This window comes from Paenibacillus sp. 01T443, assembly GCF_056398325.1.
Genome location: NZ_JBFTPE010000011.1, coordinates 189,440 through 204,183, shown reverse-complemented (window position 1 = coordinate 204,183; position 14,744 = coordinate 189,440). Strand labels below are relative to the sequence as shown.

7 protein-coding genes are annotated in these 14,744 nt (G+C 50.4%); all 7 read left to right on the top strand.

Translation table 11 applies throughout. From position 1 onward, the window contains the following. The first annotated feature begins 15 nt into the window (after window positions 1–15). Complete coding sequence (gene thiE / locus AC1DLI_RS22130; protein WP_477606481.1) at window positions 16–870, top strand: thiamine phosphate synthase; 855 nt, start codon at window positions 16–18, stop codon at window positions 868–870. Between the two features lie 5 nt (window positions 871–875). Further along, window positions 876–1,694: a thiazole synthase gene (locus tag AC1DLI_RS22125; RefSeq protein WP_477606479.1), complete on the top strand. Its 819-nt coding sequence runs from the start codon at window positions 876–878 to the stop codon at window positions 1,692–1,694. Continuing rightward, a complete protein-coding gene (gene thiO / locus AC1DLI_RS22120) occupies window positions 1,694–2,848 on the top strand; it encodes a glycine oxidase ThiO (protein ID WP_477606477.1) in 1,155 nt (384 codons plus the stop codon). The genes AC1DLI_RS22125 and thiO overlap by 1 nt, the downstream gene beginning before the upstream one ends. A 204-nt stretch (window positions 2,849–3,052) precedes the next feature. Next, window positions 3,053–4,093 carry a FecCD family ABC transporter permease gene (locus AC1DLI_RS22115; protein ID WP_477606586.1) on the top strand — a complete coding sequence of 347 codons (1,041 nt, stop codon included), beginning with the start codon at window positions 3,053–3,055 and terminating at the stop codon, window positions 4,091–4,093. 62 nt (window positions 4,094–4,155) lie between these two features. Next, window positions 4,156–5,127: a FecCD family ABC transporter permease gene (locus AC1DLI_RS22110; RefSeq protein ID WP_477606584.1), complete on the top strand. Its 972-nt coding sequence runs from the start codon at window positions 4,156–4,158 to the stop codon at window positions 5,125–5,127. 153 nt (window positions 5,128–5,280) lie between these two features. Continuing rightward, the gene (locus AC1DLI_RS22105; protein ID WP_477606475.1) at window positions 5,281–11,901 is read left to right on the top strand and encodes a WIAG-tail domain; all 6,621 of its coding nucleotides are present in this window, start codon (window positions 5,281–5,283) and stop codon (window positions 11,899–11,901) included. A gap of 918 nt (window positions 11,902–12,819) precedes the next feature. Continuing rightward, a complete protein-coding gene (locus AC1DLI_RS22100; RefSeq protein WP_477606473.1) occupies window positions 12,820–14,727 on the top strand; it encodes a hypothetical protein in 1,908 nt (635 codons plus the stop codon). Window positions 14,728–14,744: the final 17 nt, after the last annotated feature.

The window sequence follows — 14,744 nt, the reverse complement described above, 5'->3', positions numbered from 1 at the left end:
GAGGTGCGTGAGAGGATGAGTAGACCTTCATGGCAGGATTTTCGGCTGTATGCGATCACAGCGGAATCCAACCACCCTGGAAAATCGGTCGTGGAAGTGATGGAGCAAGCCTTGCTTGGAGGAGCCCAGATTTTGCAGCTTCGCAATAAGACAGGCAAGAGGGAAGAAGTACTGGAGCAGGCAAAGGCGCTGCGCGAGTTGACTAGGAAATTTCATGTGCCATTCATTATCAATGATTACCCGGATATTGTCCTTGAGGTTGATGCGGATGGCGTTCATTTAGGGCAAGACGATATGCCGATCAGCGAAGCTAGAGCTATGCTCGGACCTGACCGCATTATTGGCATATCCACGCATAATTTACAACAGGCGCTGGCTGCTGAACAAGATGGTGCGGACTACATCGGCGTAGGACCGGTGTTTCCGACCGACACCAAGCCAGGCCGTGCCGCTGTCACGACAAGCTATGTAAAGGAAGCAGCCCGTCATATTTCGATTCCTTTTGTCGCGATCGGGGGCATTACGCTTAACAATGTTGATGCCGTGCTTTCAGCGGGTGCCGAGCGAATTTGTGCGGTTTCGGCGATTGTCGGCCATGCAGATCCGGCGAGCATATGCCGTGCATTACTGGAGAGGATTGAAGCTGCCGTGCACGGGTCAGCCAATGAAACGAAGATGGTTAAAATCAACGGCCGTGAGGAATTGACTAGTGCCAAGGATGTTGAGGAGCTGGTAATACAGCTTGGACAACAGAATAAGAGGCTTGTCGTCGAGCTTAACGGCGTAATCATACAGCGTGCGTTATGGTCACAAACGGAGCTGCTTGAAGATGCGTCTATCGAGCTGGTTCATTTTGTCGGAGGGGGCTGAGAGGGTTGAAAGATTGGATAAGCGATGATTCGCTAGTTATTGGCGGGCATAAGCTGCAATCGCGTTTTTTGTTCGGGACGGGTCGGTTTCCAAGCCCAGCGGTGCTGCAAGAAGCGCTTGAAGCATCGGGCTCGGAGGTCATTACGTTCGCGGTGAGAAGGGTTAATCTCGAAAGCGTGGAAGACGATTCTGTGCTGCAGCATTTTGAAGACAGATCTATTATTTATTTACCGAATACCTCGGGAGCCAGAACGGCTGAGGAAGCCGTAAGAATTGCGCATCTGGCACGTGAAGCAGGTCTTGGCAACTGGATCAAGGTTGAGATCAGCGGCGATCACCGTACGCTGCTGCCTGAACCCATAGAAACGCTGCGCGCAACGGAGCAGCTCGCCAAAGAAGGTTTTATAGTGCTTCCTTATACATCGGACGATCCGATGCTTTGCAGGAGGCTTGAGGAAGCGGGAGCTTCTGCGATCATGCCAGGCGGATCACCGATCGGATCGGGTCTCGGCTTGCTGAATTCTTATAATTTAGGTCTTATTACAGAGCAGGCGGGTGTTCCCGTTATTATTGATGCCGGCATTGGGTCGGCCAAGGATGCTGCCGAAGCGATGGAGCTGGGCGCGGACGGCATATTAGCGAATACGCCAATCGCAAAAGCGCAGGATCCGGTCATGATGGCCCGCGCATTCCGTTTAGCCATTGAAGCGGGACGCCTAGCGAAGCTGGCAGGCCGTATTCCGAAGAAACGTTACGCATCGGCAAGCAGTGATTGGGCCGGCTCTTTGTTTGAAGCAGCGGCTGGCAGCGGAGGGGAGCAGTAATGCCTCAATCGGTAATCGTGCTCGGGGGCGGCATTATCGGCTTGTCCTGCGCCTTCGAAGCGGCACGTAGAGGAATGCTTGTAACGATTATTGAGCCAAACGGTTTGGGCGGGCAAGCATCCGGAGCAGCTGCCGGCATGCTTGCCCCCTATTCAGAAAATACGGAGCAGCCGGATGATTTCTTTCATCTTTGCTTAAGCAGTCTCCGATGCTATCCGGAGTGGATAAAAGCCGTCGAGGAGTCCTCGGGCATGTCGGCGGAATGGGTACAAAGCGGCAGCGTGAATGTGTTTATGCATGAAGCGGATGTTCTTCCCATTCAGTCCAGGCTGGATTGGCAAAATGAATGGGGAGCCGAGGCCCAGCTTGTCGATACGGCTCAGCTTCGGAAGCTGGAGCCGATGATTGCGCATTCGGCGGTTGCCGGTGTATTCACGCCAAATGAGAGCCACGTGTACGCACCTAAGATTGTAGCATCGCTTGAAGCAGCCTGCCGAAATCTAGGCGTTCGCATACTTGAGCATGCCGGTCAAATAGAGGATGTGTCAGTGCATCAGAGCGGCGGGGTTTCGGTACGCGCCCAAGCCTTAAAGAGTCTCGTACATGCGGATCGGCTGGTAATATGCGCGGGAGCCTGGTCGGGCGCCTATGAGAGATGGTTCGGGCTAACGATTCCGATTCACCCGATTCGCGGCCAAATTTGCTCTTTTGAGCATCAGGCTGCCGAAGTTCGCCATATGGTTTTTTCCAGTCAAGCCTATTGGGTTGGCAAAAATAATGCACGCCTCGTTTGCGGCGCATCCGAGGATGTTGCAGGCTTCGAGACAAGCGTGACGGAGCGTGGAATCGGACGCCTCATTCGCAGCAGCAATCGGTTATTCCCATTTCTCGAGGGCAAGTCAACCGCACATCGCTGGGCAGGCCTGCGTCCCGCAACCAAAGACGGACAGCCTCTTCTCGGGCAAATCTCCGGAATGCCTTCCGTTATTATGGCATCGGGACATTATCGCAATGGCATTTTGTTAAGTCCGATTACGGCGCTGCTTACCGCAGACATTTTGGAGGGGAAAGAGGTTAAGCCATCTATTAGCCGATTCGCTCCAAATCGTTTTACGACCGCGGCGAATCGGATGAAGGCCCACGCCATGAAATAGAATGAAGCCATTTCGTCACGAAATGGCTTCATTCTTGCATTGAAAATTCATATAAAATCTGCTATATTGAAAACGAGAATCGTTATCAATGAAGCGGATTTTTTTTTATGCCATAAGAATCTTACCCTTGTGACTCCTTTGCGGCAGCTGCGATTAGTCCGTTTATTTTAATCCAAAGTATACATATAGAAGGGTAGTTAGATGATGTCTTCTCCATTAAATGCGAAAGCGCTGGCAGGCTCCAAGCTGCGCACACGGCCATTAATGGCCACGATTATTTTGTTTGGCGGGATAGCAGCGCTTTTATTGTCCCTCGCGCTATCTATCTCAGTAGGTGCAGTGGATATAAGTCTCGCTACCGTATGGGAAGGCGTATTCCATTTCGACGCAGATAATATTCAGCATCAGATTATCAAGGAGCTTCGTATGCCGCGTGCGCTGGCGGCTGCTTTGGTTGGCGCGGCATTTGCAGTAGCCGGTTCGATTATGCAGGGAATGACCCGGAATCCGCTCGCGGATTCAAGCTTGCTCGGCATTAACGCAGGCGCAGGTTTTATGCTGGCACTTTGCTTTGCGTTTTTTCCGTCCATTTCCTATATGGGACTTATGTTTGTATGTTTTGCCGGTGCTGCTGTTTCCATGGGACTCGTCTACGGAATCGGATCGATGGCCAAAGGCGGTTTAACGCCAGTCCGGCTAACGTTAGCCGGTGCTGCTGTCGGCGCGCTGCTGCTGGCGCTTACGGAGGGCATCGCTCTCTACTACAAAATCGGTCAGGATTTGGCTTTCTGGTATGCAGGCGGCGTTGCAGGAACAAAATGGGAGCAAATTCAAATTGTGTCGCCCTGGGTCATCGGCGGTTTGCTCGGCGCCATTGCATTATCTCGTTCAATCACACTGCTTAGCTTAGGAGATGACGTAGCGGCAGGTCTTGGCCAGCGAACGGGGCTGGTAAAGGCGGCAGGCGTCATTATCGTTCTGCTTCTCGCTGGCACGGCTGTATCTGCGGTGGGCTCCATAGGGTTTGTTGGTTTGATCATTCCTCATATCTCACGTTTTCTAGTCGGCGTCGACTATAGATGGATCATTCCGTCCTCGGCTGTTCTCGGCAGCCTCCTGATGGTTCTTGCAGATATTGGCGGGCGAATTATTAATCCGCCGCAGGAAGTAGCGATCGGCATTATTATCGCGGTTCTCGGCGTTCCTTACTTCCTCTATCTCGTAACAAGAATGAAGGGGGAGTAACCGTGGATAATTTATTCATTACAGCTACAGAGCTGCGCAGAAGAAAACGTGCGGTTACTGTGATGACCGTGCTAAGCGCGTTAATTTTAGCGTCTTTCATCATAAGCATGAATACAGGCCATATACGTTTAGCGCCAATCGATGTGATCAAAACGTTGTTCGGTGCAGGTACAGCCAAGCAAGAGCTTATCTTATTTGATTTTCGCTTACCGCGGATCGTTATTTCCATCCTGATCGGAGCAGGTTTTGCCGTATCGGGCTGCATTATTCAAGGTTTGTCCCGCAATCCGCTTTCTGATCCGGGACTGCTTGGGATTAACGCCGGGGCAGGTCTGGCCGTCATTCTGTTTATTTCTTTTTATCCTACGACGGAAAAGGGATCGATTTTCTTAATGCCTTTTCTGGCATTGATCGGTGCCTCACTGACGGCGCTGCTTATCTTTGTCTTATCCTATAAGCGGCACCGCGGATTACTGCCTACTCGGATGATACTTGTCGGTATTGCGGTAGCGGCGGGGATTAGCGCAGCCATGCAAATATTGATTTTGCGCCTTTCACCGGAAAAATACCAGTATTTTGCCGTATGGATGGCAGGCAGCATTTGGGGAACGAACTGGAAATACGTACTGGCTCTGCTGCCATGGTTAATCATTATTTTACCGTTTGCTCAATATAAGGCGAAATCATTGAATGCATTAAATCTTGGCGATCAAATGGCTGTCGGCCTGGGCGCCGAGGTGAATAAAGAGCGGGCATGGCTGCTTGCGGCAGCCGTGGGGCTGGCAGGCTCCTGCGTCGCCGTCGGCGGCGGCATTGGGTTCGTGGGACTAATCGCGCCGCATTTGGCAAGAAGGTTAGTCGGTCCGCAGCATCAGGTGTTAATTCCGGCATCGGCATTCGTCGGGGCTTTGCTCGTCATCGTAGCGGATACGCTCGCACGTTGGGCGTTTCAGCCTAATGAGATTCCGACCGGTATCGTCGTCGCAGTCATCGGCGCACCTTATTTCTTATATTTGTTATCCAGATCCAAATAAACAGCTTCTTTAAAACCGCGGAGAGCAGTATGCTTCCGCGGTTTTTGTTTGAAGTAGAGCTGGATAGCCTTTTTCGTCGCCTCTCCTTGTAGCGTGCCTATGGGTACCTGCATATATTACCTATGACATTTCAGGTGGAAGAAGGAGAGGACTATGAAAAATAACAGAAAAGGGAAAAGCCCGAAGGGGCGAAAGCCGCTTTTTTATGTTGATAATCCGAATACTTCCGAGTTAAAGTGGCTGGATCAGTCTAAAACGAAGAAAGTTGCTTCACCTAATCCGCCGGCAGTAGAGCGAACGGTCAATGCCATAGATGAGGAAGAAGCCACGATTACAATCCATGCGGCAAGCGCTACTTTGGAAATGGAGAGCGCCGAAGCAGAAGTTTCAGACGAAGAGCAGCCTGATTTGCTCGAGATTGATGCGTCTGAAATCGATGAGATTTATGAAATAGTGGATGATGAGGAAATGAGCCAAGAAGAGAAGATGGCGAAGCTGGAGGAAAAGAAATACCCGGAAGGGCCTACTCCGTTTATTTATACGGATGATTTGGTCAACTACTCCGTTACCACCGAGAAAATTGCAGCAGGCGCAATCGAAAGCAGCAAGCTCGGAGCTGGCAGCGTCCAATCGGAAGTCATTGCAGATTACGCCGTAAAAAATATCCATATCGAGGACGGCGCCGTTACATCCGCTAAAATCGCGCCGGAATCGGTAACGGGATTCCATTTGACGGATCACTCGATTTCCGGAGATAAAATTTTGGATCACTCGATCAGCGGCAGCAAGCTGCAGGACGGAAGCATTTCGTCAGAGAAGTTGGCAAATCGTACGATCAGCTCACACAAAATAGCCGATGGTTCGATCGAAGCCAGACATTTAAAATCGCTCATTATTACCTCAGATCTGCTTGAAGACCAATCAATTACGTCGGACAAAATACAAAGCGGTACGATTCGTGCAGAAAATTTGTCTAATGACATCATTAACAACTCCAAACTGGGCGATGCTGCCGTTACAAGCTCAAAGCTGCGCGACGAGGCGGTTACGGGCGAGAAGATTGCGCCCGCGTCGATTGACGCCATCCATTTGAAACCAGGCTTAATGCTTGCCGATCATGTTGCGCCAGGCGCCATTAAGGGTAAACATTTAGCGCAGGGGGAAATTTACGCCAATCATTTGGCCGAGGGATCAGTAGGTGCCAGAGAGCTGCGGACGGATGCCGTCAAAGCCAAGCACTTATCCTCTGGGTCGGTAGCTGGGGTACATCTTCAAGCGGGAGCCGTTCAGAACAGTCACATCGGTGCGGAACAAATCAACAGCAGTAAACTGGCTGACCTTTCCGTTACATCCGCGAAGCTAGCCGATCAATCGGTATCGACGATCAAAATCGTCGACCATGCCATTACTTTATCAAAGCTGTCAGACCAAAGCGTCAACGGGCAAAAACTGTCTAACGATGCGGTGCATAATCGTCATCTGGGACGTTTCAGCGTTACATCAGACAAAATTGCCGAAGCTCAAATCCTGCAATGGCATCTGGCAGCCGAATCGATATCGACGGAGCAGATTGCGCCGAATGCCATTATGAGAGAGCATGTGCAGGATGGCATTATTAACGAAGATAAGCTTGCGCTGCAGTCTGTTCGGAAAGAACATATCGCTAAGGCAGCTGTTGGCATGATGCAATTAGCCGATGAGTCCGTAACCAAGTCCAAGCTAACCGAAGGGGCAGTGACCTCATCCAGCTTGGCGAACGGCTCTGTAGAATCGAGACATGTGAAGGATGACAGCATTACGTTTCAGAAAATAGCTCCAGAAGCGTTAAGAGCATATCATTTTTCCGCAGGGGCCGTGACGGAAGAGTCCATTTCGCCGAAAGCAGTAAACGGGGAGCATCTTCAGCCAGGCCTTATAGACAATAGCCATCTGGCGGTTAATGCAATCGACACGGAAAATCTGCAGGACGGAGCAGTAACGAGCAGTAAACTGGCTTACGGCGCTGTGACGGAGAGTTATATCGGACCTGGTGTCGTATTTTCACATCATTTGGCCGATCATATCGTCAATTCACTCAAGCTGTCCCCGGAATCTGTAACTGCTGATAAGCTGGCTGATTTAAGTGTTTTAACCTCGAAGCTAGCGGATGGAAGCGTGATAAGCGAAAAAATCGCTCCGAACTCGGTTCAATCTGACCATTTAGCGGATGAATCCGTAAAAGCTAAGCATATTGGACATGGTGCGATTGGTTCATCGCATTTGCAGGATCGTATTATTGGAACCAATCATCTAATTGCCCAATCGATTGGTACAGATGCGCTGCAGGATGGCGTCATAAACGCAGAGAAGTTATCAACTGGTTCTGTCCAGTCAAAGCAAATCGCAGATGAAGCCGTGAAGAGCCGGCATTTGGCTAATGCTTCGGTGCTTGGTATTCACTTAGGTGAAAATAGTGTGCACAGTGCCCATATTGCAGAAGAATCGATTACCCAGGAGAAGCTCTCTGCTGACAGCGTAGGAAAAAAACAGCTGCAAATCGGTTCAGTCGGAGCTGCAGCATTGCAGCAAGGTGCTGTTAGCACAGAGCACATAGCAGACGGTACAATTACGTCCGATAAACTGACGGAACTGTCAATCAGCTCGAAGCATTTACAGCCAGGCGCTGTGAGGGCGGCGAATTTGGATGCGGAGAGCGTAAGCGAGTCGGCCATTCAGGCTGGAGCAGTAACTGGGGAGAAGATTGATTTCGGGGCGGTGTCGGCAGAGCACGTGCAGCTGGAATCGTTAGCGGGTAAGCATTTTAAGGCCGATACGATTCAAGGTTATCACATTCGCAAGGGGACGATTACGCTTGGTCATCTTGCTGACGAAGTGCTTGCTTTCGAGAAAATATCGGATGATACGATTCCCGGCAGCAAAGTTAGGCAGGGTTCAGTTAGCCAAAAGCAATTGGCAGAAAACAGCGTAGGAACGGTTCAGCTCGTTTCAGGTGCTGTCACACGTGAGAAGTTGTTCGCAGCTGCGGTTGGCAGTGAGCAAATCGAAACGGGTGCAGTCCGGACAGAACAGCTGGCTGTTGGCAGCGTCACGAAGGAGAAGCTGGAGCTCAGGAGCGTAGGAGCAGACCAGCTGGAAGATTACGGAGTAACGACTGAAAAGCTGGCAATCGGCAGCGTACGCACAGAGCAGCTCTCGGCAGGCAGTGTAACGAAGGAGAAGCTTGCGCTCGAAAGCGTAGGGGCAGAACAATTGGAAGCCGGCAGCGTAACAATGGAGAAGCTGGCTCACAGAAGCGTAGGTGAGGAACAGCTTACGTCAGGCAGCGTAACGACCGAGAAGCTGGCGCTCGAAAGCGTAGGAGCAGAACAACTGGAAGCCGGCAGCGTAACAATGGAGAAGCTGGCTCTCAGAAGCGTAGGTGAGGAACAGCTTTCTGCAGGCAGCGTAACGACCGAGAAGTTGGCGCTTAGAAGCGTAGGCGAGGAGCAGCTGTCCGCAAGAAGCGTTACGGAAGAGAAGCTGGCGCCCGGAAGCGTGATTGAAGAGATACTGGCGCCCGGCAGCGTAAGTACGGAGAAGCTGATAGCAGGCAGCGTAACGACGGAAAAGCTGGCGTTTGAAAGCGTAGGCTCGGATCAGCTTGCTCCAAGCAGCGTAACGACGGAGAAAGTTGCAAATGGCTGCATAAGCGAGGAAAAGCTGGCAGCAGGAAGCGTAAGTCAAGAGAAGTTAGGGCTCGGAAGCGTTGGAAATGAGCAGTTGTCAGACGGCAGCGTAACTTCGGAAAAGCTGGCATTAGGAAGTATAAAAGCAGAGCAACTGTCGACGGGCAGTGTGACTTCAGAGAAGTTGGCGCATGGAAGCGTAGGTGAGGAACAGCTTTCGACAGGCAGCGTAACGAAGGATAAACTGGCATTTGGAAGCGTAGGCGAGGAGCAACTGTCAGTCGGCAGTGTAACGACAGAGAAATTGGCGCATGGAAGCGTCGGAATGGAGCAGCTCTCACAAGGCAGTGTAACGACGGAGAAGCTAGCACTGAGAAGCGTGAAAGCCGAGCAATTGGATCATGGAAGCGTGGGTACGGAGCAGCTGTCGGCCGGCAGCGTAACAACGGAGAAGCTGGCGCAGGGAAGCATTGGATCGAGGCAGCTTTTGGCAGGGAGTGTAACCTCCGATAAGCTGACCTTCGGAAGCGTTGGAACGAAGCAATTGTCGGCCGGCAGCGTAACGAAGGAAAAGCTGGCATTTGGAAGCGTTGGAACGAAGCAACTCTCGGCGGGCAGTGTAACGACTGAAAATCTTGCGATTGGAAGTGTAGGAGAAGAGCAATTGTCGGAGGGCAGCGTAACGATAGAGAAGCTGGCACTCGGAAGTGTGGGATCAAAACAACTCTTGGCGGGCAGTGTAACGACGGAAAAGCTGGCGCAGGGAAGCGTAGGTGAAGAGCAGCTGTCGGCAGGCAGCGTAACGACGGAAAAGCTTGCGCATGGAAGTGTAGGTGAAGAGCAGCTGTCGGCAGGAAGCGTAACGACGGAAAAGCTGGCACTTGGAAGCGTAAGAGAAGAGCAGCTGTCGGCAGGAAGCGTAACAACGGATAAGCTGGCGATTGGAAGCGTAAGAGAGGAACAGTTGTCGGCAGGAAGTGTAACGACAGAAAAGCTGGCGCTTGGTAGCGTAGGAGAAGAGCAGTTGTCGGAGGGCAGCGTAACGACAGAGAAGCTGGCGCAGGGAAGCGTAAGAGAGGAGCAGCTGTCGGCAGGAAGCGTAACGACGGAAAAGCTGGCGCAGGGAAGCGTAAGAGAAGAGCAGCTGTCGGCAGGAAGCGTAACGACGGAAAAGCTGGCGCAGGGAAGCGTAAGAGAAGAGCAGCTATCAGCAGGAAGCGTAACGACGGAAAAGCTGGCGCAGGGAAGCGTAAGAGAAGAGCAGTTGTCAGCAGGAAGCGTAACGACGGAAAAACTGGTGCTTGGTAGCGTAGGGGAAGAGCAGCTGTCGGCAGGAAGCGTAACGACGGAAAAGCTGGCGATAGGAAGTGTAAGAGAAGAGCAGCTGTCGGCAGGAAGCGTAACGACAGAAAAGCTGGCGCTTGGTAGCGTAGGAGAAGAGCAGCTGTCGGCAGGAAGTGTAACAACAGAAAAGCTGGCGATAGGAAGCGTAAGAGAAGAGCAGCTGTCGGCAGGAATCGTAACGACGGAAAAGCTGGCGATAGGAAGCGTAAGAGAAGAGCAGCTGTCGGCAGGAAGTGTAACGACGGTAAAGCTGGCGCTTGGAAGCGTAAGAGAAGAGCAGCTGTGGGCAGGAAGCGTAACGACAGAAAAGCTGGCGCTTGGTAGCGTAGGAGAAGAGCAGCTGTCGGCAGGAAGTGTAACGACAGAAAAGCTGGCGCTTGGAAGCGTAGGGGAAGAGCAGCTGTCGGCAGGAAGCGTAACGACGGAAAAGCTGGCGCTTGGAAGCGTAGGGGAAGAGCAGCTTTCTGATGGCAGCGTAACGATGGAAAAGCTGGCGCTTGGGAGCGTAGGGACAGAGCAATTGTCCATGGGCAGCGTGACTGCATCGAAGCTGGAACATGGAAGTGTAGGAACGGAGCATCTGTATGAAGGCAGCGTAACGAAGGAAAAGCTGGCGCTCGGAAGCGTAGGAACAGAGCAACTGACGGATGGCAGCGTAACGAAGGAAAAGCTGGCGCTCGGAAGCGTAGGAACTGAACAACTGACGGATGGCAGTGTAACGACGGTGAAGTTAGCGTTTGGAAGTGTAAATTCGGAGCAGTTGTCAGACGGCAGCGTAACGACGGAGAAGCTGGCGCATGGAAGCGTAGGTTCTGAGCAGCTGACGGATGGCAGCGTAACGACGATGAAGTTAGCGTTTGGAAGTGTAAGTTCTGAGCAGTTGTCAGACGGCAGCGTAACGAAGGAAAAGCTGGCGCTCGGAAGCGTAGGAACGGAACAGCTGACAGATGGCAGTGTAACGAAGGAGAAGCTGGCGTTTGGAAGCGTAGGAACAGAGCAACTGACGGATGGCAGCGTAACGTCGAAGAAGTTAGCGCTTGGAAGTGTAAGTTCTGAGCAGTTGTCAGACGGCAGCGTAACGACGAAGAAGCTGGAGCTTGGAAGCGTAGGAACGGAACAGCTGACAGATGGCAGCGTAACGACGGAGAAGCTGGAGCTTGGAAGCGTAGGAACGGAACAGCTGACAGATGGCAGCGTAACGACGGAGAAGCTGGAGCTTGGAAGCGTAGGAACAGAACAGCTGACAGATGGCAGCGTAACGACGGAGAAGCTGGCGTATGGAAGCGTAGGAACAGAGCAACTGACGGATGGCAGTGTAACGACGACGAAGTTAGCGCATGGAAGTGTGGGACACGAGCAGCTAGCTGCGGGCAGTGTGACAGCAGATAAGCTCGCACCAGGCCTGCTGCAAGAGTATATTTTTGACCAAGGATCAATTCTGCCATTGCAGCAAACGCCGATTGAGCTATCTAGATTAAGTTTTTCTCCGGTTATATCGACTTCAAGGAGCGGAGTCGCTAAGCAACAGTTCGGATTGTCGCCCTTTAGCTTCACTTCTCAAGAAGAGCAGATTCAAGTCGTTATTTCGTTCGAAGAGCCTTTCACGGACGATCGTTACGTACTGACAGCGACGATTGATAATCCCGCTTGTTATGCAGTCATACTATCCAAAACGGCCGAACAAGCAACAATTACCGTAATTCGTACGCGCATCAGTCATGATCCCAGTGGAGACATTAACTGGATTGCAATCGGCAGAGCATAGAAACAAAAAGAGGATTTTGTGCGCATAATGTGTCAGAATCCTCTTTTTTAATGAGCAGTTTTTCGGGAAAAACTCTTGTTTATCAATCGTAATCTTTTCTATCATTGCCTCTACCATCAGTTTCTAGCCTCTTTATACCTTTTTCTAGTGACATTGCACAGTGAATAAATTAGGGGAAAATGGTAGTATATCGTTCGAAAACCTCCCGCTGTAATTTAACAAAAGTTCAGTGAATTACATATCAAAATAGCTTCAATCCGTTCCAAAGTGCTTATTCACAACACAATAGTTCCATCGATTCATGATCTGAATTCAATATAATCCGTGTCTATTATTTAGTTTATATCAAATAGTCCCATCCTCTCAGAAGGTCGTGATTATTTTGACGCTTACTTGACCATCGCTAGAATGATGGATCAACACGTCTATTTGTCGATCCAAAGCTTCCAAGAAAATGAGAGATAACAGGCTTTTTGTAAAACAACTTAGTTTCTATCCTGTTCATGTTTCGTAAGCAATGACAAAATGGGCTTTTATTAATGGATATTTATCTATACCGACTATTGTCCCTCCTCATATAACTACTAAGGGAGGATGTTTCATGTATGAGCAGAACCAAACTGTAATGATCAGGGAAAATTAGTTTCAAGTGACTCTGTAGACCCGATAATTGATAATATGGGCTTTAATCCGTAAGGACTATTAAACGTACTAGGAAGCACGCCTTGCAGGTGAGAATCCATGTCGGGGATGAAGCAGACCGATTGCAGGCATGAGTTCTCCAATTTGGGTCGTGGTTGAAATAAAAACCCTCCCACAAAAGGAAGGTATGTTGGACGCAACAAGGAATCCCTTTTCCATTTGCCTCGGCACAAGCCGAGAGGCTATTGACAAATCTGGAGGAAGAAGGAGAAAAAAATGGAAAAAAGCAGAAAAGGGAATAGCCCGRGAGGGCGGAAGCCGCTTTTTTATGTTGAAAATCCGAATACTTCCGAGTTAAAGATGCTGGATGATTTGAACAAACGGAAACCAAGTGTGAAAAGTATGGCAGACAAACGAGCGATAAAAGCAGAGCATCCGGATTTGCTTGAATTTGAAGATCTTGAGGATCTTGAGGATCTTGAGGATCTTGAGGACCCTCAGAAAATGGTTCAAGATGTAATAGAGCCTACCTTGAAAGAGAAGCTGGAAAGAGTTGAGAAAAAGAAAAGCCTAGATGCGCCAATTCCATTTATTTATACGGACGATTTGGCAGACTTAGCGGTTACCACAGACAAAATTGCTCCTAGTGCGATCGACAGCAGTAAGCTCAGAGCAGGAAGCGTTCAATCGGGCGCCATTGCCGATTATGCAGTTGAGAACATTCATATTGCGGATGGCGCCATTTACTCTTCTAAAATTGCGAATCATACGATTACCGGGGACCATTTGACGAATAACGCGATATCCGGAGATAAAATTTTGGACCTCTCTATCAATGGAAGCAAGCTGCAGAATGGAAGCATTACTTCGGAGAAGCTCGCTGACCGCACGATTAGCGCGCACAAAATAGCTTTGGGCTCAATTGACTCCAAACATTTGAAGCCATTTGCGATTACAACGGAGCTGTTGGCCGAACAGTCGATTACATCAGAAAAAATAAAAATCGGAGAGATACGCCCAGAAAACTTAGCTAATGATGCCATTAACAATTCGAAGCTCGCAGACGGCGCGGTTACGGAGTCGAAGCTGCGCGATGGAGCCGTTACAGGCGATAAGATTGCTAAGGAAGCATTAGATTCCGTTCATTTGAAGCCGGGCTTACTGCTAGCCGAGCATGTTGCGCCAGGTATCATTCAGGGAAAGCATATGACCTTAGGCGAAATCAAGGCCGAGCACTTGGCAGAAGGGGCAGTAGGAACAAGGGAGCTGAAAGCAGGCGCAGTCGAATCAGAAAAATTAGCAAACAACTCGGTTTCTTCATCCCACCTGCAGGAAGAGTCAGTTCAAAGCGCACATCTCGGAAAAGGGCAAATCAACAGCGATCATCTCGTTAATCAATCAGTAACGTCGGCGAAGTTATCCGATCACTCGGTATCAACGAAGCACCTGTCGAAGAATGCAATTGAGAGCAATCATTTGCAAGACAGAATTATTAATAAAGATAAGCTTGCGCCGCATGCGGTTCTTGAGGAGCATATTAGTTATGGGGCAATAGGGATGGCGCAGTTAGCCAATGAGTCAGTCACAAGCAGTAAGCTGGCGGGTGGTTCTGTGCTTGGTACCCACCTGAGCGAGAGTAGCATACGCGGCGCTCATTTGGTGGATAATTCCGTTACTTCGGAGAAGCTGTCGGAGGGCAGCGTAGGTGAAAAACAGCTGCAGAATGGTGTTGTTGGGGCTGCGGCACTGAAGCCAGAAGCTGTAGGGACGGAGCATTTAGCTGCTGGCGCGATTACATCCGACAAAATCGCTGAGCTGTCAATACGTGAGAATCAGCTGCAGGACGGTGCAGTAACTGGAGCGAAGCTTGTTCACGGTGCGGTAATTGGCGAGCATGTTCAACCGGATTCGTTAGCGGGCAAGCACTTGAAGGCAGAAACAATTGAAGGGCATCACATTCGTAAGGGGAATATTACGCTAGCGCATCTCTCAGGTGAAGTACTTGCGTTATTCGGCGTAGTTTTCAGCGGGGAGCGCAGCAAGGAACAAGCTCTCGCTCAGAAGAGTAAACGAAAAGCAGTTGTCGCCAGCAAACGTAACGAGGGAGCTGGCGCTCAGAAGCGTAGGAGTAAGGCATCTGCTGACAGGCAGCGAAAAAAGGGAAGATCTGGTGCTCGGAAGTAACGGTTCTATAGACGCAG